Annotated in this window: 21 protein-coding genes and 1 pseudogene; 19 read left to right on the top strand and 3 right to left on the bottom strand. The window is 70.7% G+C overall.

Annotated features, from left to right (window positions below):
* Positions 1-30: 30 nt before the first annotated feature.
* The 5 genes from secD to MYK68_RS10610 are packed head-to-tail and all read left to right on the top strand — an operon-like array spanning position 31 to position 7,267.
* Complete coding sequence (gene secD / locus MYK68_RS10630) at positions 31-1,587, top strand: protein translocase subunit SecD (RefSeq protein ID WP_247868016.1); 1,557 nt, start codon at positions 31-33, stop codon at positions 1,585-1,587.
* A complete protein-coding gene (gene secF, locus MYK68_RS10625) occupies positions 1,584-2,681 on the top strand; it encodes a protein translocase subunit SecF (protein ID WP_371307776.1) in 1,098 nt (365 codons plus the stop codon). Before secD ends, secF begins: the two co-directional genes overlap by 4 nt.
* Positions 2,678-4,378 carry an ABC transporter substrate-binding protein gene (locus tag MYK68_RS10620; RefSeq protein WP_247863617.1) on the top strand — a complete coding sequence of 567 codons (1,701 nt, stop codon included), beginning with the start codon at positions 2,678-2,680 and terminating at the stop codon, positions 4,376-4,378. The genes secF and MYK68_RS10620 overlap by 4 nt, the downstream gene beginning before the upstream one ends.
* Entirely contained in the window at positions 4,375-4,932 is a 558-nt protein-coding gene (locus MYK68_RS10615) for an adenine phosphoribosyltransferase (RefSeq protein ID WP_247863616.1), read from the top strand. Before MYK68_RS10620 ends, MYK68_RS10615 begins: the two co-directional genes overlap by 4 nt.
* A gap of 25 nt (positions 4,933-4,957) precedes the next feature.
* Positions 4,958-7,267 carry a RelA/SpoT family protein gene (locus MYK68_RS10610; RefSeq protein ID WP_247863615.1) on the top strand — a complete coding sequence of 770 codons (2,310 nt, stop codon included), beginning with the start codon at positions 4,958-4,960 and terminating at the stop codon, positions 7,265-7,267.
* A 7-nt stretch (positions 7,268-7,274) separates the two neighbouring features.
* On the opposite strand, the gene MYK68_RS10605 is transcribed toward MYK68_RS10610, so the two are convergent.
* Positions 7,275-8,204, bottom strand: a complete 930-nt coding sequence (locus MYK68_RS10605; protein WP_247863614.1) for a peptidylprolyl isomerase — start codon at positions 8,202-8,204, stop codon at positions 7,275-7,277.
* 104 nt (positions 8,205-8,308) lie between these two features.
* Between MYK68_RS10605 and MYK68_RS10600 the strand changes: the two genes are divergently transcribed.
* The 3 genes from MYK68_RS10600 (at position 8,309) to MYK68_RS10590 (ending at position 11,521) form a co-directional block, all read left to right on the top strand.
* Complete coding sequence (locus tag MYK68_RS10600) at positions 8,309-9,010, top strand: MBL fold metallo-hydrolase (protein ID WP_247863613.1); 702 nt, start codon at positions 8,309-8,311, stop codon at positions 9,008-9,010.
* On the top strand, positions 9,007-10,272 hold the full coding sequence (gene hisS / locus MYK68_RS10595) for a histidine--tRNA ligase (RefSeq protein ID WP_247863612.1): 1,266 nt from the start codon (positions 9,007-9,009) through the stop codon (positions 10,270-10,272). Before MYK68_RS10600 ends, hisS begins: the two co-directional genes overlap by 4 nt.
* A gap of 151 nt (positions 10,273-10,423) precedes the next feature.
* Positions 10,424-11,521, top strand: coding sequence for a linear amide C-N hydrolase (locus MYK68_RS10590; protein WP_247863611.1), 1,098 nt, complete (start codon positions 10,424-10,426; stop codon positions 11,519-11,521).
* A gap of 63 nt (positions 11,522-11,584) precedes the next feature.
* Here the strand turns inward: MYK68_RS10590 and ypfJ are convergent, their stop codons facing one another.
* Positions 11,585-12,472 carry a KPN_02809 family neutral zinc metallopeptidase gene (gene ypfJ, locus MYK68_RS10585; RefSeq protein ID WP_247863610.1) on the bottom strand — a complete coding sequence of 296 codons (888 nt, stop codon included), beginning with the start codon at positions 12,470-12,472 and terminating at the stop codon, positions 11,585-11,587.
* 117 nt (positions 12,473-12,589) lie between these two features.
* Between ypfJ and aspS the strand changes: the two genes are divergently transcribed.
* From aspS to MYK68_RS10570, 3 genes are read left to right on the top strand one after another with little or no spacing between them, the layout of a single operon-like run.
* The gene (gene aspS / locus MYK68_RS10580) at positions 12,590-14,392 is read left to right on the top strand and encodes an aspartate--tRNA ligase (RefSeq protein WP_247863609.1); all 1,803 of its coding nucleotides are present in this window, start codon (positions 12,590-12,592) and stop codon (positions 14,390-14,392) included.
* The gene (locus MYK68_RS10575) at positions 14,389-15,513 is read left to right on the top strand and encodes a hypothetical protein (protein ID WP_247863608.1); all 1,125 of its coding nucleotides are present in this window, start codon (positions 14,389-14,391) and stop codon (positions 15,511-15,513) included. Before aspS ends, MYK68_RS10575 begins: the two co-directional genes overlap by 4 nt.
* 7 nt (positions 15,514-15,520) lie before the next feature.
* Positions 15,521-16,951 carry a replication-associated recombination protein A gene (locus tag MYK68_RS10570; RefSeq protein ID WP_247863607.1) on the top strand — a complete coding sequence of 477 codons (1,431 nt, stop codon included), beginning with the start codon at positions 15,521-15,523 and terminating at the stop codon, positions 16,949-16,951.
* Here MYK68_RS10570 and MYK68_RS10565 read toward each other — a convergent pair.
* Positions 16,926-17,405, bottom strand: a complete 480-nt coding sequence (locus tag MYK68_RS10565; protein ID WP_247863606.1) for an OsmC family protein — start codon at positions 17,403-17,405, stop codon at positions 16,926-16,928. The genes MYK68_RS10570 and MYK68_RS10565 overlap by 26 nt on opposite strands.
* Before the next feature lie 80 nt (positions 17,406-17,485).
* Here MYK68_RS10565 and alaS point away from each other — a divergent pair, with 80 nt between their 5' ends.
* The 8 genes and pseudogenes from alaS to MYK68_RS10525 all read left to right on the top strand — a co-directional run.
* Entirely contained in the window at positions 17,486-20,152 is a 2,667-nt protein-coding gene (gene alaS / locus MYK68_RS10560; protein WP_247863605.1) for an alanine--tRNA ligase, read from the top strand.
* On the top strand, positions 20,149-20,601 hold the full coding sequence (ruvX, locus tag MYK68_RS10555; protein WP_247863604.1) for a Holliday junction resolvase RuvX: 453 nt from the start codon (positions 20,149-20,151) through the stop codon (positions 20,599-20,601). Before alaS ends, ruvX begins: the two co-directional genes overlap by 4 nt.
* On the top strand, positions 20,594-22,393 hold the full coding sequence (gene mltG, locus MYK68_RS10550; RefSeq protein WP_247863603.1) for an endolytic transglycosylase MltG: 1,800 nt from the start codon (positions 20,594-20,596) through the stop codon (positions 22,391-22,393). The genes ruvX and mltG overlap by 8 nt, the downstream gene beginning before the upstream one ends.
* A complete protein-coding gene (locus tag MYK68_RS10545) occupies positions 22,384-23,217 on the top strand; it encodes a shikimate dehydrogenase (protein WP_247863602.1) in 834 nt (277 codons plus the stop codon). Before mltG ends, MYK68_RS10545 begins: the two co-directional genes overlap by 10 nt.
* An 81-nt stretch (positions 23,218-23,298) precedes the next feature.
* Entirely contained in the window at positions 23,299-23,685 is a 387-nt protein-coding gene (locus MYK68_RS10540; RefSeq protein ID WP_247863601.1) for an A24 family peptidase, read from the top strand.
* A gap of 168 nt (positions 23,686-23,853) precedes the next feature.
* Positions 23,854-24,573 (top strand): DUF1906 domain-containing protein, encoded by a 720-nt coding sequence (locus tag MYK68_RS10535; protein WP_371308105.1) that lies wholly within the window; start codon positions 23,854-23,856, stop codon positions 24,571-24,573.
* 3 nt (positions 24,574-24,576) lie between these two features.
* Positions 24,577-25,782: a chorismate synthase gene (gene aroC, locus MYK68_RS10530; RefSeq protein WP_283255309.1), complete on the top strand. Its 1,206-nt coding sequence runs from the start codon at positions 24,577-24,579 to the stop codon at positions 25,780-25,782.
* A gap of 26 nt (positions 25,783-25,808) precedes the next feature.
* Positions 25,809-26,210: pseudogene (locus MYK68_RS10525) on the top strand (shikimate kinase); the annotation flags it as partial.
* Positions 26,211-26,265 lie beyond the last annotated feature (55 nt).

Here is a 26,265-nt window from a genome sequence, read left to right as displayed (position 1 = left end):
AGCAATCCCTCCCCACGTCCGCGCCGGACCATGGCGCGCCGCGGCGTTCCGCCGTGGCAGCCGCTGACGGTGTTCCTGGTGCTGCTCGGCGTGATCTACGCGCTGATCTTCTTCACCGGCGGCGGCAAACCCGAACCGAAACTCGGCATCGACCTGCAGGGCGGCACCCGCGTGGTGCTGACCGCCCGCACCGATGACGGCTCCGACCCGAAGAGCAGCCAGCTCGAGATCGCCCGCAACATCATCGAGCAGCGCGTCAACGGCATCGGCGTCAGCGGCTCCGAGGTGGTGGTGCAGGGCAGCAATATCGTCATCACCGTGCCCGGCGACGACGGCAAGCAGGCCCGCGCGCTCGGCCAGACCGCGCGGCTGTACATCCGCCCGGTGATCGACACGGCCCAGGCGGTGCCGCAGAAGACACCGCCGGCCCCGCCGCTGGCCGAGCAGACCGCCGAGCAGCAGGCCGCCGCGATCGCCGCGGCCCGCAAGGCCCGGCAGGCGCCGGCGAACGCCACCGACGCGCAGATCCAGCAGCTGCGCGAGGAGATGGCCAAGGTCGACTGCTCCCCGGAGGCCAACGACCCGCTGGTCGGGCACGACGACCCCAAGCAGTACCTGGTGTCCTGCGGTGAGAAGGGGGACGCGGTGTACCTGCTGGCCCCGATGATCATCGACGGCCGGGACGTGGCCAAGGCCTCGTCCGGACAGAACCAGTCCGGGCAGTGGGTGGTCAACGTCGACTACAAGGGTGCGGGCAAGAAGACCTGGGTCGACTACACCGGCAAGAACGTCGGCAAGCAGACCGCGGTGACCCTGGACAGCCGGGTGATCTCCGCGGCCGTCATCAACTCGCAGATCCTCGGTGGCACGGAGATCAGCGGCAGCTTCACGCAGGAGGAGGCCAATTCGCTGGCCAACGCCCTGAAGTACGGTTCGCTGCCGCTGTCGTTCTCGGCGTCCGAGGCCCAGTCGGTCTCGGCGACGCTGGGCTGGCAGGCGCTGCGCGCGGCCCTGATCGCGGGTCTCATCGGCCTGATCGCGGTGCTGCTCTACTCGCTGGCCTACTACCGGATGCTGGGCTTCCTGGCGGCCGGCTCACTGGTCCTGGCCGGCCTGATGGTCTACGGCGTGATCGTGTTGCTCGGCCGCTGGATCGGGTTCACCCTCGACCTAGCGGGCATGGCCGGTCTGATCATCGGCATCGGCATGACGGCGGACTCGTTCGTCGTCTACTTCGAGCGCATCAAGGACGAGATGCGCGAGGGCCGGAGCTTCCGCTCGGCCGTGCCGCGCGGCTGGGCCAGCGCCCGCCGCACCATCTGGACCGGTAACGCGGTGAGCTTCATCGCCTCGGTCGTGATCTACGTGCTGGCCGTCGGCGAGGTCCGGGGCTTCGCGTTCACCCTGGGTCTCACGACCATCCTCGACGTGGTGATCGTGTTCCTGGTGACCCATCCGCTGGTCGAACTCGCGACCCGGTCGGAGTTCCTGTCGCGTCCGAGCGTCAACGGCCTCGGCGCGGTCAGTGAGGTCGCCAAACAACGGCGACGCGCCGCCGCCCGCCAGCAGAAGGAGACGGTGCAGTGACGCACGCGAAGCGTCCCGGGACCGGGACCACCGAGCCGGAGACGACCGAGGTGATCGACACCTCGCCGACCACGCAGTGGGACGACGCCGACTACCGGGCCGATGCGAGCAAGGGCTTCTTCTCCCGCCTGTACAGCGGCACCGGCGCCTTCGACATCGTCGGCAAGCGCAAGATGTGGTACCTGATCTCGGGCCTCATCCTGGCGATCTGCGTCCTCTCGATGATCTTCCGCGGGTTCACCCTCGGTATCGATTTCGAGGGCGGCACCCAGATCTCGCTGCCGGCCAAGGCCGGCGTCACCACCTCCGCCGTCGAGAAGAACGTCTCGGAGTCGCTCGGCTTCGACCCGCATCAGGTGCAGACCGCCGGCAGCGGCGCGGCCAAGACCATCCAGGTCCGGACCCAGCACCTCGACCAGTCGCAGACCGCCGCGGTCACCGCGGGGCTGGCCGCCGCGTTCCCCGAGCAGCTGAAGGCGTCCGACGTCTCCAGCTCGGACGTGAGCAGCACCTGGGGCAAGGAGATCACCCGGAAGATGGTGATCGCGCTGGTCGTGTTCCTGGTGGTGGTGTTCTTCTACATCACCATCCGGTTCGACCGGGAGATGTCGCTCGCCTCGATGGCCTCGCTGGTGTTCGACGTCGTCGTCACCGCGGGCATCTATTCGCTGGTCGGCTTCGAGGTGACCCCGGCCACCGTCATCGGTCTGCTCACGATTCTCGGCTTCTCCGTCTACGACACGGTGGTGGTCTTCGACAAGGTCGAGGAGAACACCCGCGGGGTGTTCGCGACCTCGCGGCGCACCTATGCCGAACAGACCAACCTAGCGGTGAACCAGACCCTGATGCGATCCATCAACACGACGGTGATCTCGGTGTTGCCGATCATCGCGCTGATGGTGATCGCGGTCTGGATGCTCGGTGTCGGCACCCTCCAGGACCTGGCGCTGATCCAGCTGGTGGGCGTCGTCGTGGGCACCTACTCCTCGGTGTTCCTGGCTTCGCCGCTGCTGGTGACGCTGAAGCAACGACGCGCCGACGTCAAGGCGCATACCGCGAAGGTGCTGGCCCGGCGCGCCCGGAGCGCGGCGTGAGACGCCTGGTCTCCGCGCTGGCCGCCGGGCTCACGGCGGTCGTGGCCGTCACGCTCACCGCGTGCGGCAGCGGAGACCGGGATCAGATCGACTATCTGATCGACGCGAGCGTCGACGGATACAACGTCAACACCGTCGACGGCGACGCCTCCGGCGCGATCATGGCGCTGGCCCGCGTGCTGCCCGGCTTCAGTTACCTCGGCCCGGACGGGCAGGTGGTCGCCGACCGCGACATCGGCACCGTGACGGTGCAGGACGGCCCCGTGCTGACGCTGCAGTACACCTTCGCCGACAAGGCGCAGTACTCCGACGGGCACCCGATGGAGTGCGACGACCTGGTGCTGGCCGCGGCCGCGATGGGCGGCAAGCTCCGCGGGTTCGCGGCGTCGACCAACGCCGGCTACCGCGACATCGCCGGCGTCGAATGCACGCCGGGGGAGAAGACCGCGACCGTCACCTTCGCGCGCGGCCGCGACTACGCGCAGTGGCCGGCCCTGTTCGGTGTCGGCGCGCTGCTGCCGGCGCACGTGGTGGCCCGCAAGGCCGGGGTGCCGGACCTGGTCGGTGCCATCGAGAAGGGCGACAAGGCGGCGATCGCGAAGATCGCCGACGTCTGGAACAACGGATTCGCCCTCAAGCCGGGCACCGTGATCGACGAGAAGGACTTCCCGTCGGCCGGTCCCTACAAGCTCCGCGAATACACGGTCGACGGCGGCCTGCGGCTGACCGCGAACGACAAGTGGTGGGGCGACGCCCCGGTGACTCGCGACATCACCGTGTGGCCGCGCGGGACCGCGGGCGACAAGGCCGTCGCCGACGGCAAGGTCGAGGTGGCCGACACCGGCGATCTCGCGGCCGGCGACGTGATGATGGGCCGCGCCGCCACCGAGTACACCGGCGGCGAGAACCGGCGGGCCGCGAAGGACCCGCGGTCGCTCTCGGTGACCCAGCTGGTGCTCTCCGGCCGCGGCGTCCTCGCCGACCCGGCGCTGCGGCGCGCGTTCGCCTCGTGCGTGCCGCGCGACGCGCTGGCCCGGCGCTTCGGCGCCAACGGCCTGGTGTGGTCGCTGCGGACCGTGGCCCCGTCCGACCCGCTCGGCTCGGCCCTCAACGAGCAGTTCGCCCGCCGGTATCCGCGCTCGGACGTACGGCGCACCCGGCAGTTGCTCGACGACCGTCCGGCCGGGGCCGACGGCCGCCGCGCCCCGGTCACCGTGCGGCTCGGCTACCGCGCGCCCGATCCGGTCGGCAAGGCCGTCGCCGACGCGATCATCGCCGAATGCGGCGCCGCCGGACTCACCGTGGTCGACGCGTCGTCCGATGCCCTGACCCCGGGTGCACTGGGTTCCGGCGTCGACGTGCTGCTGACCAACGGCGCCACCGGCTTCGCCGCCGCGGGGACCGCGTCGGGCTTCCCGAACGTCTATCAGCTGTTCGGCGGCGATCCGCTCGACCTGTCCGGCTTCAACAATCCGCAGGCGACCGGCGCGATCGCCGACCTGTCGCTCACCCAGAGCGACAGTGCCCGGCTCCCGCTGCTGCGGACCATCGAGAACGCGGCCTGGGACGCGCTGCCGTCCATCCCGCTGTTCGGCACGGTCCGCGCACGCGAACACACGACGTCGACGGCGCAGGTGATCCCGGGCCTGGCCCGCACCGGCACCGGCTGGAACATGGATCGGTGGGTGCGCAAGTGAACGCGTCAGCGGCGGTGCTCACCGCCCGCGAAGCGATCGACCGGCACGCCCGGCTGGTCGACGACTTCCCGTCCCCGGGGATCGCCTTCAAGGACCTGACCCCGGTCCTCGCCGACCCGGGCGGACTGGCGGCCGTGGTCACCGCGCTCGCCGAATGCTGCGACGGCGCCGAACTGATCGCCGGGATCGACGCGCGGGGATTCCTCCTCGGTGGCGCGGTCGCGCGGGAACTCGGCGTCGGCGTGGTCGCGGTGCGCAAGGGCGGCAAGCTGCCGCCGCCGGTGATCGGCGTCGACTACGACCTCGAGTACGGCAGCGCGCGGCTCGAGGTTCCGGCCGAGGGCATCGCGCTCGCCGGACGCCGGGTGGCCGTCGTCGACGACGTGCTGGCCACCGGCGGCACGCTGGTCGCCGCCGCCCGGCTGCTGCGGCAGGCGCGCGCCGAGGTCGCCGATCTCGCGGTGATCATGGAGCTCGCGGCCTGCGGCGGGCGGACGGTCATCGGTGCCGGACTCGGCTCGTCGGTCCGTGTGCACAACCTCTGTCACGACTGAGCGGCCGCGTGACTAAGCTCGTGACATGAGCGACGCCGAGACCAGCCACCGGCCCGATGAGACAGGTGCGCCGCCCCTGAGTTCGCGGCGGGTGCGGGCCCGCCTGGCCCGGCGCATCACGGCCGGTCCGCGCAGCCCGATCGAGCCGGTCCTGGAACCGCTCGCCACGCTGCACCGCGAGGTCTACCCGAAGGCCGACGTCGCCGTCCTACAGCGGGCGTACGACGTCGCCGCGACCCACCACGAAGGGCAGTTCCGCAAGTCGGGTGACCCCTACATCACCCATCCGCTGGCGGTCGCCACCATCCTCGCCGATCTCGGCATGGACACCATCACCCTGGTCGCCGCGCTCCTGCACGACACCGTCGAAGACACCGGCTACTCCCTGGAACAGCTGGAATCCGACTTCGGGACCGAGGTCGCGCACCTCGTCGACGGCGTCACCAAGCTCGACAAGGTGGCGCTCGGCAGCGCCGCCGAGGCGGAGACCATCCGCAAGATGATCATCGCTATGGCCCGCGACCCGCGCGTACTGGTGATCAAGGTCGCCGACCGGCTGCACAACATGCGCACCATGCGGTTCCTGCCGCCGGAGAAGCAGGCGCGCAAGGCCCGGGAGACGCTCGAAGTGATCGCGCCCCTGGCGCACCGGCTGGGCATGGCGACGGTCAAGTGGGAACTCGAAGACCTGTCGTTCGCGATCCTGCACCCGAAACGGTACGAGGAGATCGTGCGGCTGGTCGCCGACCGCGCACCCAGCCGGGACACCTACCTGGAACGAGTACGCAGCGACCTGAACAACGCGCTCGCCGGGGCGCGGATCACCGCGACCGTCGAGGGCCGGCCCAAGCACTACTGGTCGATTTATCAGAAGATGATCGTCAAGGGCCGCGACTTCGACGACATCCACGACCTGGTCGGCATGCGCATCCTGTGCGACGAGGTGCGCGACTGCTACGCCGCCGTCGGCGTGGTGCACTCGCTGTGGCATCCGATGGCCGGCCGCTTCAAGGACTACATCGCCCAGCCCAGCTTCGGCGTGTACCAGTCGCTGCACACCACCGTCATCGGTCCCGAGGGCAAACCGCTCGAAGTGCAGATCCGCACCCACGACATGCACCGCACCGCCGAGTTCGGCATCGCCGCGCACTGGCGGTACAAGGAGGGCCGGAAAGGTAAGGGGCGCAAGAACGCCGATGTCGCCGAGGTGGACGACATGGCGTGGATGCGCCAGCTCCTCGACTGGCAGCGGGAGGCCGCCGATCCCGGCGAGTTCCTCGAATCGCTCCGGTTCGACCTCGCGGTCAAGGAGATCTTCGTCTTCACCCCGAAGGGTGACGTCGTGACCCTGCCGACGGGCTCGACGCCGGTCGACTTCGCCTACGCGGTGCACACCGAGGTCGGGCACCGCTGCATCGGCGCCCGGGTGAACGGCCGCCTGGTGGCCCTCGAACGGCCGCTGGAGAACGGCGAGGTGGTGGAGGTCTTCACCTCCAAGGACGAGACGGCCGGCCCGAGCAAGGACTGGCAGAACTTCGTCGTCTCGCCGCGCGCCAAGGCCAAGATCCGGCAGTGGTTCGCCAAGGAACGCCGTGAAGAGGCGCTCGAGGCGGGCAAAGAGGCGATCGTCAAGGAGGTGCGCCGCGGCGGCCTGCCGTTGCAGCGCCTGCTGTCCGCCGAATCGGTCACCACCCTCGCGAAGGAGCTCGGCTACGCCGACGTCGATGCGCTGTACACGGCGGTCGGCGAGCACAATCTGACCGCGGGCCGCGTGGTGCACCGGCTGGTGACCATGCTCGGCGGCGTGGAGAGCGCCGAGGAGCAGCTCGCCGAGCGGTCCACCCCGTCGACCGTGCCGCAGGGTTCACGGCCGTCCAGCGCCGACTGCGGCGTCCAGGTGGAGGGCGTTGACAACATCCTGGTGAAGCTCGCCAAATGCTGCACCCCGGTGCCCGGCGACGCGATCCTCGGCTTCGTCACCCGCGGCGGCGGCGTCAGCGTCCACCGCGACGACTGCACCAACGCGGCGGCCCTGCGCGCCCAGTCCGAGCGGCTGCTGCCCGTGCACTGGGCGCCGAGCCCGTCGTCGGTGTTCCTGGTCGCCATCCAGGTGGAGGCCCTGGACCGGCACCGGCTGCTGTCGGACATCACCCGGGCGCTGGCCGACGAACGCGTCAACATCCTGTCGGCCACCATGCACACCGCCCGCGACCGCGTCGCGGTCAGCAAGTTCACCTTCGAGATGGGCGACCCGAAGCATCTCGGGCACGTCCTGAACGTCGTGCGCAACGTGGAAGGCGTGTACGACGTCTACCGGGTGACCTCCGCGGCGTAGCCCCGGGTCAGTCGCTGATGCTGACGGTCTTGATCTCCAGCGGGGTCTTCGGGTTGCCGTCCTGAGCGGTGCCGAGAACGCCCGGGTCGATGCCGCCCTTGGCGATCTGGTCGACCACCTTCATGCCCTGGTCGTCGACGTGGCCGACGATGGACAGGGAAGCCGGGAGCTGCGAGTCCTTGGTCACGATGAAGAACTGGGCGCTGCCGGTGTTCGTGATGCCCTGCTGCGCGTTGTTCTTGTTGGCGATCGCCACGGTGCCGCGCGGGTAGATGTACGTCGCGTCCATGCCCAGCTGCTGCATCTGATCGCTGCCCGGGACCATCTTCAGCTTGGTCGGCAGCTCGTCCTTGGTGCTCCAGCCGGGGCCGCCTGCCCCGGTGAGCGTGGGATCACCGCACTGCAGCACGCTGAGCGTGTCGCGGGCGACCAGCCGGTGGCAGGAGGTGTCGTTGTAGTAGCCGTCCTTCGACAGCGAGACCAGGGCGTTGACGTTGCAGGGCGCCTGGTGGCGGTCGAGGCTCAGTGGGAGGTCGCCCTTGTTGGTCTTCAGCGTCATCGTGACGGTGCCGGTGTTGAGCGTGCGGCCCGGCGGCTTCGGCGCGGTGCGCTGCTTCTTCTGCCCGTCGCGGAGGAGCTGCAGGTAGGCGTTGCCCTGGGCCTTCTGTGCGGCCGGGGCGGCATCGACCTGCTGCTGCACCGCCTTGATCTCGCCATCCCAGTCGAACGGCGCGTCGGCGTAGCTGCATTCGGTGTGGCGGCCGTTGTCCCAGGCCCGGTACCAGAAGTAGCCGCCCACGGCGGCGACCGCGACGACGACCACGCTGACGATGCCGATGACGGTGTTGCGCCGCTTGCGGGCCTGCTGCCGCTCGGCTTCCAGGCGCTGTTCCAGCTTGCGCTTGGCGGCTTCGCGGCGCTCCTCGTTGGTCGTCACGCTCGGTGGTCCTCCTGTGTCATCGGCGGGTGGCCAGATGTCCGGCCGCGGGGAGTCACGGCGCGCCCCATGCTATCGCAGGCCGGAATGACAGAATGGGACCCATGCTCATCACCGGTTTCCCCGCGGGGATGTTCCAAACCAACTGCTACCTGGTCGCCGACGAGGAGACGGGCGAGGCGGTGGTCATCGATCCGGGTCAGGACGCGGCACCCCAGGTCCGCGCCCAGCTCGCCGAACGCGGCCTCACCCCGGTCGCGATCCTGCTGACCCACGGCCATCTGGACCACACGTGGAACGCCCAGGAACTGGCCGACGAATACGCCATCCCCGTCTACATCCACCCCGACGACCGCGGCATGCTCGCCGACCCCGGCGAGGGCCTGGGCAAGGCCCTGGCCGCGATGATCGGGGTGATGGAGTTCCGCGAGCCGGAGAAGGTGATCGAGTTCGCCGACGGCGAGGAGATCGAGGTGGCCGGGATCCGGTGGAAAGTCGACCACGCACCGGGCCACACCCGCGGCAGCGTGCTGCTGACGGTCGAGACACCCGGCGAGGAGGAGCCGTCCGTCGTCTGCTTCAGTGGGGACGTACTGTTCGCCGGTTCGATCGGCCGCACCGATCTGCCCGGCGGCGACCACAGCCGGCTGCTGCGCTCGATCGACGAGCGCATCCTCCCGATGGGCGACGACACCGTCGTCCTGCCCGGGCACGGACCGGCCACCACCGTCGGCGCCGAACGCGCCACCAATCCGTTCCTGCAGGAGCTGCCGGGCCGGGAGAAGAAGGGACGATACGGACTGTGAGCGGAGAATTCCACGCACCCAAGGGGATTCCGGACTATTACCCGCCGGCCTCGGCTGACTTCCTCGCCGTTCGTACCGCCCTCACCGACGCCGCGTATCGCGCCGGGTACGGACACATCGAATTGCCGATCTTCGAGGAGACGGCGCTGTTCGCCCGCGGCGTCGGCGAATCCACCGATGTGGTCTCCAAGGAGATGTACACCTTCGCCGACCGGGGCGGCCGCACGGTCACGCTGCGCCCGGAGGGCACGGCGGGGGTGATGCGCGCGGTGATCCAGCACGGTCTCGATCGCGGTCAGCTCCCGGTCAAGGTCTGCTACAGCGGGCCGTTCTTCCGGTACGAGCGACCGCAGGCGGGCCGCTATCGCCAGTTGCAGCAGGTGGGCGTCGAGGCCATCGGCGTCGACGACCCCGCGCTCGATGCCGAGGTGATCGCCGTCGCCGACGAGGGCTACCGGCGGCTCGGGCTGTCCGGGTACCGGCTGGAGCTCACCTCGCTGGGCGACGACACCTGCCGCCCGCAGTACCGCGAGGCGCTGCAGGAATTCCTGTTCGGGCTGGATCTGGACGAGGCGACGCGCGAGCGTGCCCGCATCAATCCGCTGCGGGTGCTCGACGACAAGCGTCCGGAAGTGCGCGAGATGACCGCGGGCGCGCCGCTGATGATCGACCATCTCAGCGACTCGGCGCGGGAGCATTTCGAGTCGGTGCGGGCTCACCTGGACCGGCTGGGCGTGTCGTACGAGCTGAATCCGCGGCTGGTCCGCGGCCTGGACTACTACACCAAGACCACCTTCGAATTCGTGCACGACGGTCTCGGCGCGCAATCGGGGATCGGTGGCGGTGGCCGCTACGACGGCCTCATGAAGCAGATCGGCGGCAAACAGGATCTGTCCGGCATCGGCTTCGGTATCGGTGTGGACCGCACGGTCCTGGCGCTCGGCGCGGAGAACGTCTCGGTCGCCGGGCAGGGCCGCGTGCAGGTCTTCGGCGTCCCGCTGGGCGCGGCCGCCAAGGACGAGCTCGTCGCGCTCGCCGGCCGGCTGCGTGAGCGCGGTGTCCGCGTCGACCTGGCCTACGGCGACCGCGGCCTGAAGGGTGCCATGAAGGCGGCCGATCGTTCCGGTGCGCGGCTCGCGCTGGTGCTGGGCGAGAACGAGCTGGCGGAGCGGACCATCGAGATCAAAGACCTGTCGAACGGGGAGCAGCGCAAGGTCGCGCTCGACGGCGTCGTCGACGAGATCGCCGGTCTGCTGGCCTGAGTATGGCACGTGGTATACGTGCATCTATACGCAATTCATTATATCCGGTGACATGCGGAGTTCCCATTGCGCGAGCCGATTCGTTCGGTGATTATGGAGGCGCTCGCATCACCACTCATTTCCTTTCACGACAGCGAAAGCAGGCGCTTACATGTGCACTCGTGTGCTCTGGCCCGAAGCCGGCGGATCGGTCATCACCGGCCGCAATATGGATTTCCACATGGATCTGCGGACCAATCTCTGGAAACTCCCGCGGGGCATCAAGCGTGACGACCGGGTGAACGGCGCGCTCACGTGGACGGCGAAGTACGGCAGCGTCGTGGCCGGCGTCTTCGACATCGTGTCGGCCGACGGCATGAACGAGGAGGGCCTCACCGGCCATGTCCTCTGGCTCGCCGAGTCCGAATACGGCGATCCCGACCCGACGCGGCCGCAGCTCGCGATGTCGGTGTGGATGCAGTACTACCTCGACAACTTCGCCACCGTCGCCGAGGCGGTCGAGTGGACCGAGGCGAACAATCCGCAGGTGATCCCGATGGCCGACCCGACCGGCGGCAGCCACCCGGCGCTCCACCTCGCGCTCGGCGACGCGGTCGGCGATTCGGCGATCTTCGAGTACATCGACGGCAAGCTGAACGTCCACCACAGCCGCGACTACTGGGTGATGACCAACTCGCCCGCGTACGACCAGCAGCTCGAACTGGTGAAGCAGTACGAGGGCCTCGGCGGCGACGCCCCGCTGCCCGGCACCTGCGATGCGCGCGACCGCTTCGCCCGGGCGCTCTACTACGTCAAGCACCAGCCGGAGCCGGCGTCGAAGCTGACCGCCATCGCCTCGATGTTCAGCATCATCCGCAATGCCGCGCAGCCCTTCCGCAACCCGGAGCCGGGCAAGCCGGACGCCTCCCAGACGCTGTGGCAGACGGTGTCCGACCACACCGCCAAGCGCTACTACTTCGAGTCGACCACGCGCCCGAACACCGTGTGGGTGGACCTGCCGGAACTCGACTTCAGCGAGGGCTCGGGCGAGGCCCGGCTCGATCTGATCAGCGATCTCGAGGTGGAGCACGGCCTGTCGGGCAACGTCACCCACAAGTTCAAGAAGCACCACAAGTTCCACCTCGTCTCGATCAAGCAGGCCACGCTGATCGGTGAGGCCGTCGAGGAGGCCAAGAAGGCCGCGAGCGGTGCACATCAGGTCCAGGACCTGGTCCGCCAGAAGACCGTCGCGATCTTCGGCGCCGAGTAGCCCGGGGTCCGTCTCGTCGCCGCCCACTCGGTCCGAGTGGGCGGCGACGTCGTCTCCGGGCGGCTACAGCTGGTTGGTGGCGAAGGTGTCGCACTTACGGGGATCGCCGTCGGCGTAGCCGACCTTGAACCAGCGGATACGCTGGGCGGCCGAGCCGTGGGTCCAGCCCTCCGGGTTGGAGTTGGCGCCCTGGATGGTGTCGTCACCGATGGCCCGGGCCGTCTGGATCACGTTGGCGATCTGATCGTCGGTCAGCGGCTCGATGAAGCCCTTCCCGGAGCCGCGCTGGGCGTGGTAGAACCACACGCCCGCGTAGCAGTCGGCCTGCAGTTCGGTGCGCACCGAACCCGCGTTGCCCATCCGCTGGCCCTTGGCGAGCAGTCCGGTGAGCTGCTGGACGTGATGGCCGTACTCGTGGGCGACCACGTACTCCTGCGCCGCGGCGCCGTCGGACCCGCCCATCCGCTTGAGTTCGGCGAAGAACGTCGGATCGAAGTAGGCGGTCTGGTCGGCGGGGCAGTAGAACGGGCCCATGGCCGACGACGCGGCGCCGCAACCGGTGTTCACCTGCCCGGAGAAGATCACCATCTTCGGCTTGGTGTAGCCGTCGACCAGTGTCGGCCACACCGTGTTGAGGCTGTTGGCGGTGGCCACGATCCGGCACACATCGCCGGAATTGGCCTTCTCGATGGTGCAGCTGTCGATCTGCTGCTGCAACGCCGCGTTCGAGCCGGTGCTGCCCTGCGAGATGTTCCCGACCTGGTTGGAGGAACTGCTGTCGCCGCCGAGGATGTCGCCCGGATTGATCCCGAACAGCACCGCCACGATGGCCACGATGAGGCCCACCCCGCCGCCGAGCGCGATCTTGCCGCCGCCGAAGCCGCCGCCCCCGCCGGATCCGCCGGCCGAGATACCGCTGGTGTCGAGTCCGCCGCTGCCCTGAAAAGTCACGCGCTCATGATGACATGCGGTGCGGTGTCCGATGGGCCGGATACCGCGTGTCGGGGGCGGCCTCTACCATGGAAGATCGAGCAAGTTCGCCCTTTACCCGCCGCTGAAAGGACCTCAGTGCTTCGCACCCACCTCGCCGGGTCTCTCCGTCGTGAGAACGCCAGCCAGACCGTCACCGTCGCCGGATGGGTGGCCCGCCGCCGCGATCACGGAGGGGTGGTCTTCATCGATCTGCGTGACTCCTCCGGCCTCGTGCAGGTGGTCTTCCGCGACGAGCAGGTGGCCGAGGCCGCGCACCGGCTGCGCGCCGAGTACTGCATCCAGGTGACCGGCACCGTCGAAGTCCGTCCCGAGGGGAGCGAGAACCCGAACCTCGCCTCCGGCGCGATCGAGATCAACGCCGGCGAACTGGTCGTGCTCAACGAGTCGGCGCCGCTGCCGTTCCAGCTCGACGAGCACCCGGGCGAGGAGGCGCGCCTGCGCTACCGCTACCTGGACCTGCGGCGCGAGGATCCGGCCAACGCCATCCGCCTGCGCTCGAAGGCCAACGCCGCGGCGCGCGAGGTGCTGGCCGCCAACGACTTCCTCGAGATCGAGACGCCGACGCTGACCCGCTCCACCCCGGAGGGCGCCCGCGACTTCCTGGTGCCCGCCCGCCTGCAGCCCGGCACCTTCTACGCCCTGCCGCAGAGCCCGCAGCTGTTCAAGCAGCTGCTGATGGTGGCCGGAATGGAGCGCTACTACCAGATCGCCCGCTGCTACCGGGACGAGGACTTCCGCGCCGACCGGCAGCCGGAGTTCACCCAGCTCGACGTCGAGATGAGCTTCGTCGACGAGGACGACGTGATCGCGCTCGCCGAGCAGATCCTGGTGGCCCTGTGGCAGCTGATCGGCTACCAGATCACCACCCCGATCCCGCGGATCACCTACGCGGACGCGATGGCGCGCTACGGCACCGACAAGCCCGACCTGCGCTTCGGCCTCGAGCTGGTCGAGTGCACCCTCTACTTCGCGGACACGCCGTTCCGCGTCTTCCGCGCGCCGTACGTCGGCGCCGTGGTGATGCCGGGCGGCGCCGCGCAGCCGCGCCGCCAGCTCGACGCCTGGCAGGAATGGGCCAAGCAGCGCGGTGCCAAGGGGCTGGCCTACGTGCTGGTCCAGGAGGACGGCAGCCTCACCGGCCCGGTCGCCAAGAACCTGTCCGACGCCGAGCGGGAGGGCCTCGCCGCCCACGTCGGCGCGCAGCCGGGTGACTGCATCTTCTTCGCCGCCGGCCCGGTGAAGCCGATGCGCGCGCTGCTCGGCGCTGCCCGCAACGAGATCGCCGACAAGCTCGGACTCCGCAAGGACGGCGACTGGGCGTTCACCTGGGTCGTCGACGCGCCGCTCTTCGAGCCCGCCGACGATGCCACCGCGTCCGGTGACGTCGCCGTCGGCTCGGGCGCCTGGACGGCCGTGCACCACGCCTTCACCTCGCCCAAGCCGGAGTCGCTCGACACCCTCGAGGAGAACCCGGGCGCGGCGCTGGCCTACGCCTACGACATCGTCTGCAACGGCAACGAGATCGGCGGCGGCTCGATCCGTATCCACCGCCGTGACGTGCAGGAACGCGTTTTCGAGATCATGGGCATCTCCCACGACGAGGCGCAGGAGAAGTTCGGCTTCCTGCTCGACGCCTTCGCCTTCGGCGCACCGCCGCACGGCGGCATCGCCTTCGGCTGGGACCGGATCACCGCGCTGCTGGCCGGTGAGCCGTCGATCCGCGAGGTCATCGCCTTCCCGAAGTCGGGTGGCGGCGTGGACCCGCTGACCGACGCGCCGGCACCGATCACACCGCAGCAGCGCAAGGAGTCGGGGATCGACGCCACGCCGAAGCCGCCGGTGACCGCGCAGAAGGCCGACGACACCGCGAACCGATGACCGTGGCCGGGGAGGCGCTGCTCGCCGATGCGCTGGCGACCGGGGAGGCCCTGCTCACGCGGCGGGCCGGTTCGTCGGTCACCCTGACCGACCCGGAAGACCTCGGCGGCACCGGGCGCAGCACCGTCGTCCGCTCCCGGCTGGGTGACAATCCGCTGGCCACCGGCCGGACCGTGGTGATCAAGGTGCTCGACGACGGCGCGCCGATCGCCCCCTTCCTGCGCGAGGTGGCCGCCTACCGCTACGCCACGGCCCTGCCGACGCGGTCCCGCCCGGGACCACAGCTGCTCGCCTCGGACACCGACGCCCGGATGCTGGTGCTGACCGACCTCGGACACGGCCGCAGCATGATCGAGGTGCTGGGCGAGGACGCCGACACCGCGGCCCGCGGGCTGAGCGCCTGGGGCCAGGCACTCGGCCGGATGCACGCGGCGACCGTCGGCGGCGAGGACGACTTCCGGGCGCTACTGCGCCGGACGGTCGCCGGCAGCGCCGAGCGGGGCGCCGACGAGGTCGCCGCGCAGGCCCGAGACTGCCGGGAGGGGGCGCCCGCCCTGGTGCAGCGCCTCGGCATCCCGCTGTCGGACCGGCTGGCCGCGGACCTGCGGGAGGGCTGCCGGCTGTTCACCGGCGGCGACCTGCGGGCGTTCAGCCCGTCGGACGTCGGCCCGGAGAACATCCTGATCAACGAGGACGGCGTCCAGTTCATGGACTACGAGTTCGGCGCCTTCCGCGACGGCACGCTCGACGTCGCCTACGCACTCGCGACCTTCCCGGCCCGGCTGTCGGAGGTGGCCCTCGGCCGCCGCGCGGACCTGGAGAAGCGCCTGGTCGACGCGTGGCGGTCGGAAGTGGAGGCGCTGTGGCCGGTCGCGCACCGGGACGGCGAGTTCACCCGGCGTCTCCTGGTCGCCCGCACCCTGTGGGTGTGGCTGTCGACGCACTGGATGGTGGGCGGCGGCCGCCGCGGGCACGACTGGGCGCTGCACACGACCGATGCGCGGGTGGTGCTGACCCGGTGGGCCGACCTCGGCGACGCCGCCCGGCGGGCCGGCGACACCGAACTGGCCGGCGCCGCCGACGAGATGGAACGCGCGTTGCGCCTGTTCTGGTTCGAGTGACCACCCGATGACCGACGATCCTGGGCTCTTCGCGGATCCGGCCGACCCGCCGCGGCCGGCCGCCGGCGGGGGACCGGCCACGCCCGCCGGGGCGCGCCGCCCGCAGGCCCCGCTCGCCGTCCGGATGCGGCCGGAGACACTCGAGGAGATCGTCGGCCAGCAGCATCTGCTCGGCGAACGCGCACCGCTGCGCCGGCTGATCGAGGGCTCGGGGGCGTCGTCCGTGCTGCTCTACGGCCCGCCCGGCACCGGCAAGACCACGATGGCATCGCTGATCAGCCGCGCCACCGGCGGCCGGTTCGAGGCGCTCTCCGCGCTGTCGGCCGGGGTCAAGGAAGTGCGGACGGTGATCGACCTCGCCCGCCGCCGCCTGGCCCACGGCGAACAGACGGTGCTGTTCATCGACGAGGTCCACCGCTTCTCCAAGACACAGCAGGACGCGCTGCTCGACGCCGTGGAGAACCGCATCGTGCTGCTGGTGGCCGCCACCACCGAGAACCCGTCGTTCTCGGTGGTCGCCCCGCTGCTGTCACGGTCGCTGGTGCTGCAACTGCGCTCGCTGACCGACGACGACATCGCCGCCGTCGTGGCCCGGGCCATCGCCAGCCCGCGCGGGCTGGCCGGCGGCGTCGAGCTGACCGACGAGGCGCTCGACCACCTGATCGCGGTGGCCGGCGGCGATGCGCGCCGCGCCCTCACCGCGCTGGAGGCCACCGCCGACGGCGTCGTCCGCGACGCCGGCGTGGACTCCGACGGCGCCGACGGCGCCGAGCACCGGGTGCTGACCATCGAGGTGTCCGACGTCGAGGCGGCGATCGACCGCGCCGCCGTCCGGTACGACCGCGACGGCGACCAGCACTACGACGTGATCAGCGCGTTCATCAAGTCGATCCGCGGGTCCGACGTCGACGCGGCGCTGCACTATCTGGCGCGGATGATCGCGGCGGGGGAGGACCCGCGGTTCATCGCGCGGCGCCTGATGATCCACGCCAGCGAGGACATCGGGATGGCCGACCCGACCGCGCTGCAGTCCGCGGTGGCCGCCGCGCAGGTGGTGCAGCTGGTCGGCATGCCCGAGGCCCGGCTCGCTCTGACCCAGGCCACCATTCACCTGGCGACCGCGCCCAAGTCCGCGGGCGTGGTGAAGGCGATGAGCGAGTCGATGGCCGATGTCTCGGCCGGGCGCATCGGAAACGTGCCGCCGCACCTGCGGGACGGCCACTACGCCGGTGCCGAAGCGCTGGGCAGCGCCGTCGGCTACCGGTACCCGCACGAGTATCCGGGCGGGGTCGTCGCCCAGCAGTATCCACCGGATCCGCTGGTCGGCCGGGACTACTACCACCCCAGCGAGCACGGCTTCGAGCGTGAACTCGGGCCGCGAGTGACGCGTCTGCGCAGCATCGTGCGCAGAATCACGAAGGGGCCGGCGAAGCGGTGACCGTCGCCGAATGGTGAACCGGGAAGTTCACCGAATTCGCGATGAAGCACCATTCGTGCGCGTCGTCGTGGGCGGCGAGGGCGTCGTCGATCATCGACTCCTCGGCGACGACGACCCGTGGCCGCAGCGTCGCGGAGGTGAACCGGCCGCCGTTGCCCTCGGTGCGCATCACCGCCGTCGCGTCGTCGGTGTACGAGGTCACCACCACCCCGCGAGCCACGCAGGCGTGGAGGTAGGAGAGCAGGTGGCACTCGGCCAGGGCGGCCAGCAGCATGTCCTCCGGGTTCCAGCGCCCGGCGTCGCCGCGGAACGACGGGTCCGCCGAGACGACCAGGTCCAGCCGGCCGGCCGACTCCAGGCGCACGGTGCGGTCGTAGTCGCGGTAGCCGGAGGTGCCGGATCCGCGATTCCCGAGCCAGGTGGCGGTCAGCGCGTAGCGGTGTTCGGGTCCCATGGGTCGAGTCTGACAGAGACGACGGTAGGCTGGAGAGTCGCAACAGCCGTACCAGCCGACATTCTGAGGACGACACCGCAGTGCAGACGCATGAAATCCGGAAGCGCTTCCTGGATCACTTCATCCGGGCCGGACATACCGAGGTGCCCAGCGCCTCGCTGATCCTCGACGATCCGAACCTGCTGTTCGTGAACGCCGGGATGGTGCCGTTCAAGCCCTACTTCCTCGGCGACCAGACGCCACCGTTCGCCCGCGCCACCAGCGTGCAGAAGTGCGTGCGCACCCTCGACATCGAAGAGGTGGGCATCACCACCCGCCACAACACCTTCTTCCAGATGGCGGGCAATTTCAGCTTCGGCGACTACTTCAAGCGCGAGGCCATCGAATTCGCCTGGTCGCTGCTGACCGACCCGGTCGACGAGGGCGGCTACGGCATCGACCCGCAGAAGCTCTGGCCGACGGTCTACCTCGACGACGACGAGGCCGAGGCCATCTGGCGCGACGTGATCGGCGTCCCGGCCGAGCGTATCCAGCGCCGCGGACTCAAGGACAACTACTGGTCGATGGGCGTGCCCGGCCCGTGCGGCCCGTGCTCGGAGATCTTCTACGACCGCGGCCCGGAGTACGGCATCGAGGGCGGCCCGGAGGCCGACGAGGACCGCTACATCGAGATCTGGAATCTCGTGTTCATGCAGAACATCCGCGGTGAGGGCGGCGGCAAGGAGGGCTACGAGATCCTCGGCCCGCTGCCGAAGAAGAACATCGACACCGGCATGGGCATCGAACGCGTCGCCTGCCTGCTGCAAGGCGTCGACAACGTCTACGAGACCGACCTGCTCAAGCCGGTGATCGACCTGGCGTCGGAGCTGACCGGCCGCGGCTACGGTACCGGCGATCACGAGGACGACGTCCGCTTCCGGGTGATCGCCGACCATTCGCGTACCGCCGTCATGCTGATCGGCGACGGTGTGGTGCCCGGCAACGACGGCCGCGGCTACGTGCTCCGGCGGCTGCTTCGACGCGTGGTGCGGTCCATGCGCCTGCTCGGCGCGAGCGAGCCCACGATGGGCCGCATCGTCGAGCGGGTGATCGAGCTGATGAGCCCGTCGTACCCGGAGCTGGCCGAGCAGCGCGAGCACATCCTGACCGTCGCGGTCGCCGAGGAGTCGTCGTTCGGCAAGACCCTGGCCTCCGGTTCCAAGCTCTTCGCCGACGCCGCGGCGTCGACCAAGAAGTCCGGCCGCAGCCGGATCAGCGGTGACGATGCCTTCGTCCTGCACGACACGTACGGTTTCCCGATCGATCTCACGCTGGAGATGGCGTCCGAGGCGGGCCTCGAGGTGGACCGCGAGGGCTTCGCCGAGCTGATGGCGGCCCAGCGCACCCGCGCCAAGGCCGATGCCACCGCCCGCAAGTCCGGGCACGCCGATCTCTCGGTGTACCGCGAGTTCCTGGATCGGGGGCCGACCGAGTTCACCGGCTTCGATGAGCTGGTGTCCCAGGCGCGCGTGATCGGCATGGTCGCCGGCGGCGAGCGGGTGGTCTCGGCGACGCCGGGCACGGAGCTGGAACTGATCCTGGACCGGTCGCCGCTGTACGCCGAGTCCGGCGGTCAGATGGCCGACACCGGCACCATCACCACCTCGTCGGGCGCCCGGCTGACCGTGACCGACGTGCAGAAGCTGTCCAAGCTGGTCTGGCTGCACCGCGTCACGGTCCAGGAGGGCGAGATCGTCGAGGGCGACGAGGTGCTCGCGGCCGTCGATCCGTCCTGGCGGCACGGTGCCACGCAGGGCCACTCCGGCACGCATCTGGTGCATGCCGCGCTGCGCGAGGTCCTCGGACCCACCGCGACGCAGGCGGGATCGCTGAACCGGCCCGGCTACCTGCGGTTCGACTTCCACTCGTCCGAGCCGCTGAGCGAGGCTCAGCGCACCGAGATCGAGCGCATCAGCAACGAGGCCGTCGAGGCCAACTACACCGTCAACACCTTCGAGACCGATCTCGCCTCGGCCAAGGCGATGGGTGCGATGGCGCTGTTCGGCGAGAACTACGGCGACGAGGTCCGCGTGGTCGAGATCGGCGGACCGTTCTCGATGGAGCTGTGCGGTGGTACGCACGTCGGCAGTTCGGCGCAGGTCGGCCCGGTCACCGTGATCGGTGAGGGTTCGGTGGGTTCCGGTGTCCGCCGCGTCGAGGCGTACGTCGGCATGGACTCGTTCCGCTACCTCTCGCGGGAACGCGCCCTGCTGGCCGGCCTCGCGAGTTCGCTGAAGGTGCCGTCCGAGCAGGTGCCCGACCGCGTCGAGCAGCTGGTGACCAGGCTCAAGGACGCCGAGAAGGCGCTCGACGCCGTCCGCGCCGAGCAGGCCCGCGCGGCCGTCGGCGGACTGATCGACGACGCCGAGACCGTCGGCGGCACCCTCGTGGTGGCCGGCCGGGTGGGCGACGGCGTCGACGCGAACGGCCTGCGCGCGCTGGCCACCGAACTGCGCGGCAAGGTCGCCGATCGTGACGCCGTGGTCGTGCTGTTCGCGGCGGCCGGCGGCAAGGTGCCGTTCGTGGTGGCGACCACCGAGGCCGCGCGGGCCGCCGGACGCAAGGCCGGTGACCTGGTCCGGGAGATCGCTCCGCTGGTGTCCGGCCGCGGCGGCGGCAAGCCGGACCTGGCGCAGGGCTCCGGCACCGATGCCGAGGGCATCGACGCCGCGTTGCGTCGCGTGCGAGAGGTCGTCGGCGAGTCGTGATCTCACCGCGAGGACGGCGCCTCGGCATCGATGTCGGGAGCGTCCGCGTCGGCGTGGCCAGCTGCGATCCCGACGGGATCCTGGCGACCCCGGTGGAGACCGTCCAGCGCACCGCCGACGACGCCGATGTGCGGCGCGTCGCCGCGCTGGCCGACGAATACGAAGTGGTCGAGGTGGTGGTGGGCCTGCCCCGCACGCTGCGCAACACCGAGGGCGCGGCGGTGGCCGCGGCCCGTGACTTCGGCGGCCAGGTGGCGGCGGCGATCGCCCCGGTGCCCGTCGTCTACCACGACGAACGACTCACCACGGTGACCGCGGCCGGTGCCTTGCGCGCAAGTGGACGCAAGGGAAAGGCCGCGCGCGCCGTCATCGATCAAGCGGCCGCTGTGGCTATTCTTCAAGGATGGCTGGATGCCCGACGCAGCGAAGGACGAGGCGCGAGTGACTGAAGAGCAAGAGCCACGGACCCGGCACCGGCGCCGCCGCGCACCCGGCGACCCGACGACGACCGGCAGCATCCCGATCGTCCGCACCGATCCCGGCCTGCCCGATCCGACCGTCGAGTACCGGCGGCCGGAACGCTCGGCCAACCCGTATCTGGAGATCCGGTACGCGCAGGCCGAGGTGCCCTCGCCCGCGATCGAGAAGCGCTTCGTCGAGCCGTCGTGGTCCGCCGAGCCGCCGCAGGTCCGGCACCGGGCCGCCGTGCCGCCGACTCCGCTGCCGGAACCGGCCGCGCCGGTGGCCCCCGTCACCGCGCCGGTTCCGGAGGCGCCGACCGTGCCGGCCGCTCCCGCTCCGGTGGCCGACGCGGACACCGCGGCGATGCCGTCGTCGCGGGCCGGCTCGCCCGCGGACTTCACCGCGACCGACCCGCACGTCCCGGCGCTCGACCCGGCCGAGCTGAACACCGCGGCGTTCGCGCTCGCCGCCCCGACCGCCCCGGTCGCGGCGCCCGCGGCCCACGCCGCACCGGTGACCGGATCGTTCGACATCCTCGACGGTCACGCCGAGACCGCCCCGGCTCCGGCCCCGTCCGCCGGTGGATCCGGCGAGCCGCCGACCGGTGACCTGCCGGTCGTCGAGGGCGGGATGCCGGAGCGGCGTTCGCACCGCAAGGCGCTGTTCGCGGTGCTGGCGGTGGCGATCGTCGTGCTCGTCGTCGGTCTGCTCGGCCTCAAACATCTCGGCGTGTTCGACTCGCACAAGAACTTCAGCTCCACCACGGGCGGTTCCCCCACGCTGGTGCAGATCCCGGAACAGGCCTCGGTGCGCGAGATCGGGAAGATCCTCGCCGACGACGACGTGGTCGGCAGCAAGCGGGCGTTCATCGACGCCGCGGGCAGCCGCTCCCTCAAGGCGGGCTTCTACAAGCTGCCCACCAAGATCTCGGCGGCCACCGCGGTATCGATGCTGACCGACGAGAACGACACCTACCGGGTCGGCAGCCTGGTGATCCCGGAGGGGCTGCAGCTCGACTCCAAGAAGGGCATCGACGGGAAGACCACGCCGGGCATCTTCGAGATGCTGGCCGAGGCGACCTCGGTCCAGGCCGACGGCAAGACCTACGGCGTCACGGTGGAGCAGTTGCAGCACGCCGCGGCGCAGTCGTCGGTGGCCGACCTCGGCGTCCCGTCGTGGGCGGCACCGGCCGTGCAGAAACTGACCGGCGATCACCGCCGGATCGAGGGCCTGATCGCGTCCGGGTCGTGGGAGGACATCGATCCCCGGATGGATGCGAAGGAACTGCTGCGCAGCCTGATCACCAGGAGCGTGACCCGGTTCGAGAGCTGGGGCCTGACCAGCCAGAACGACTCCGGACTGATGCCGTACGACGCCCTCGTCGTCGCCTCCATCATCGAGCGCGAGGTGAAGCACGACGACGACTACGCCAAGGCGGCCCGGGTGATCCTGAACCGGCTCGACAAGGGCCAGAAGCTCGAGATGGACTCCACCGCCAACTACACCGCGGCGGTGACCAACATCGACGTGCACGGTGAGACCTACACCGACAAGACCGAGTGGAACACCTACCAGAAGGAAGGCCTTCCGGTGACGCCGATCGGTGCGGTCGGCGAGAAGGCGCTGCACGCCGTCGAACACCCGGCCGTGGGTGACTGGGTCTATTTCGTGACCGTCGACAAGGACGGCACCACGCTGTTCGCGAAGACCTTCGCCCAGCACAAGAAGAACACCGAGGTCGCCTGCAAGAACAAGTTCATCACCACCGGATGCAGCTGATGGACGGCGGCCCGCGCAAGGCCGCGGTGCTCGGCTCGCCGGTCGGGCATTCGCGGTCGCCGGACCTGCATCGCGCCGCGTTCGCCGCGCTGGGCCTGGACGGCTGGACCTACGACGCCCTGGAGACGACGGCCGAGGAGCTGCCCGCGCGGGTGGCCGCCGCCGGACCGGAGTGGACCGGCTTCTCGGTCACCATGCCGGGCAAGTTCGCCGCGCTGGCGGTGGCCGACGAGCGGACCGCGCGCGCCGAGCTGATCGGCTCGGCCAACACCCTGATCCGGCTGCCCGACGGCCGGTGGCGCGCCGACTGCACCGACGTCGACGGGATGACCGGCGCGCTCGCCGAGGCCGGAGTCCCGGTGGCCGCGCGGCACGCGGTGGTGGTGGGCGCCGGCGGGACGGCCCTGCCGACGGTCGCGGCGCTCGCCGACTGGGGATTCACCGGGATCGTCCTCGTCGCCCGCAGCGTGGAGCGCGCCGCGGGCGTGGTGGAACTCGCCGGGCGGCTGGGTCTGGCGTGTCGTCTGGTGGGTTTCGAGAACGGTCCGGCGCTCGCCGAATCGGTCGCGGGCGCGGACGTCGTCGTCTCCACCGTGCCGGCCCCCGCCGCGGAGCCGCTGATCGCGTCGCTGCGCGGTGCCGCGCGCCTGGTCGACGTCATCTACGACCCGTGGCCGACCCCGCTGGCGCGGGCGGTCACCGAGTCCGGGGGAGTCGTGGTCGGCGGGCTCACCATGCTGCTGAACCAGGCGTACAGCCAGTCCGAGCAGTTCACCGGGCGGCCCGCGCCCAAGGAGGCGATGGCCGCCGTCCTGCGCGCCTGACTTGTGGACAACCCGGTACCACTCGTACCGGCCTGTGGACGGTGCCGCCCGGCGCCGGGCGCGACGGTCCACGCTGGTGTCATGCTGCTCACCTGGCTGCTCGCCGCGGGCCTGATCGCCGCCGCCGAGTGTGACCGCCGCACCGGCCGCCTGCCGAATCGGCTCACCCTGCCGCTGCTGCTGATCGCGGCGCTACAGGCGTGGTCGTCACCGGCCGCCGCGCTCGCCGCCCTGGTGCTGACCGCGCCCTACCTGGCGGGCTTCCTCACCCGATCGTGCGGCGGGGGCGACGTGAAGCTGGCGCCGTCGTGCGGGGTGCTCGCGGGGTCGTCGTTCGCGGCCCTGGCCGTGCTGCTCCTGGCCGCGGTGCTGACGGTGGCGGTGTGCGCTCTGGTGCGGCGACGGCGTGTCGTGCACGGGCCGCTCCTGGTCGCCGCCACCCTCGTCGTGGCAGTCGCCGCCGCGTGAGGGTGGAAAGCACCGTGGCCGAGTTGTGACTAGAGTGACTAGAGGTACAGGTGGGGTTTGAGGCTAGGGTGGGCGGGGTAGTCGTCGCCGATCGAGTCGAGGTTTCTCGTGTCCGCCAGTGCCCGCGGGGTGTCCCGCCGCCGTTTCCTGTCCGTGTGCGCCGCCGGAATCGCGGGTGCGGGTGCGGCCGTCGTGCTGCCGTCCGGCCCGGCGCGCGCCGATGGCCTCGCCGACCTCGCCGCGGGCTCGTCGGAGTTGCCGCCCTCGCTGCCCGCCGGCACGACCCTCGGCACGCTGCTGGACTACGCCGTCGGCGTCCCGTCCCCGCAGGCCGTCCGCGCGGCCGGGCACGCCGGGGTGATCCGGTACGTGTCCGATCCGCGCGAGTCGTGGATGACCGGCAAGCCGCTGACCGCCGCGGAGGCGACGGGGATGCGCGCGGCCGGGCTGACCGTCGTCTCCAACTATCAGTACGGCAAGGAGGCGACGGCCGACTGGCTCGGCGGCTACCCGGCCGGGCTGAAGCACGCCGCCCGCGGGGCGCAGCTGCACACCGCGGCGGGCGGGCCGGCCGGTGCCCCGATCTACGTCTCCATCGACGACAATCCGACGCTCACTCAGTTCGTCACCCAGATCGCCCCGTATCTGCTCGCCTGGAACACGGTGATCGGTCCGGGGCGGGTCGGCGTGTACGGCAACGCGCAGACCATCCAGTGGGCGTCGTCGCTGGCGCTCGGGCAGTGGTTCTGGCAGCACGACTGGGGGACGCCGAAGGGCTACCTCCACCCGGCCGCGCACCTCCACCAGATCCCCGGCCAGCAGCAGGTCGGCGGGGTGACGGTGGACGTCAACACCATCCTGAAGCCCCAGTACGGGCAGTGGACGTAGCTTCTGGAACAATTGTTCCTTGTGTTGCGCTGGACTACTGCAGGAGAATCCCACGGGCCCGCCCTGATCGCGATGATCGAGGGCATGGTGGCCGGGGTCGAGATCACCTCGGCCGACATCGCCGAACAGCTCGCCCGCCGACGTCTCGGCTACGGCCGGGGTGCGCGGATGAAGTTCGAGGCCGACAAGCTGACGCTGATCGGCGGCTTCCGGCACGGCCGCACCATGGGCAGCCCGATCGCCATCGAGATCGGCAACAGTGAATGGCCCAAGTGGGAGAAGGTCATGTCGGCCGATCCGGTCGACGACGCCGAACTGTCCGGCGCCCGCAACGCGCCGCTCACCCGGCCGCGCCCCGGACACGCCGACTTCTCCGGCATGCTCAAGTACGGGTTCGACGACGCCCGGCAGGTCCTCGAGCGAGCGAGCGCCCGGGAGACTGCGGCCCGCGTCGCCGCCGGTACGGTCGCCCGCAACTTCCTGCGCCAGGTCTTCGGCATCGAGGTCCTCTCGCACGTCATCTCCATCGGCGCCAGCGACCCGTACGACGGCCCCGCGCCGCGCTACGCCGACCTGCCGGCCATCGATGAGAGCCCGGTCCGCGCCTTCGGTAAGGACGCGGAGACCTCGATGATCGACGAGATCGAGGCGGCCAAGCGCGACGGCGACACCCTCGGCGGCGTCGTCGAGATCATCGCCACCGGCGTCCCGATCGGTCTCGGTTCGCACGTCTCCGGCGAGACCCGGCTCGACGCCCGGCTGGCCGGCGCCCTGATGGGCATCCAGGCCATCAAGGGCGTCGAGGTGGGCGACGGTTTCGCCACCGCCCGCCGCCGTGGCAGCGAGGCGCACGACGAGATGGTCCCCGGGCCCGACGGCGTCCTGCGCTCCACCAACCGTGCCGGCGGCACCGAGGGCGGCATGACCAACGGCGAGGACCTGCGTGTCCGCATCGCCATGAAGCCGATCTCCACGGTCCCGCGCGCCCTCGCCACGGTCGACATGACCACCGGCGAGCCCGCCAGCGCCATCCATCAGCGCAGCGATGTCTGTGCGGTGCCCGCCGCCGGCGTCGTCGCCGAGGCGATGGTCGCGCTGGTCGTCGCGCAGGCCGCGCTGGAGAAGTTCGGCGGCGACTCGGCCACCGAGACCGGCGCCAACCTGCGGGCCTACCTGGAGACCATCGACGTCCGGCCGCCGCGTCCGTGACGCCGCGGGTCGTGCTGACCGGGTTCATGGGATCCGGCAAGACCACCGTCGGGCGGGCGCTGGCCGCCGCGCTCGACGCCCGGTACCTCGACACCGACGAGGAACTGGAACGACGCGCCGGCCGCACCATCCCGGAGATCTTCGCCGACGGTGGGGAAGCCGCGTTCCGCGCGCTCGAGCGTGAGGTGGTGCTCGACGTGCTGGCGACCCGCGACGGGGTCGTCGCCCTCGGTGGCGGTTCGGTGACCGTGCCCGACATCGCCGGCGCCCTGGCCGATCACCACGTCGTCTACCTGCGGATCGGTGCCGACGACGGCTTCGCGCGCGTCGCGCATTCGGACCGTCCGCTCCTGAACGACCCGGATCCCGCCGCGCGCTACGCCGCACTGCTGGCCGGGCGCACCGCCGCCTACGAGGCCGTCGCCTCGCAGACGGTCGACGCGTCCGGTGCCGTCGCCCCGATCGTCGAGCAGATCCTCGCCG

This window comes from Gordonia sp. PP30, assembly GCF_023100845.1.
Taxonomy (GTDB): Bacteria; Actinomycetota; Actinomycetes; order Mycobacteriales; family Mycobacteriaceae; genus Gordonia.
Note: the sequence above shows the minus strand (reverse complement) of the source record. Positions and strands in the feature narration are given on the sequence as shown.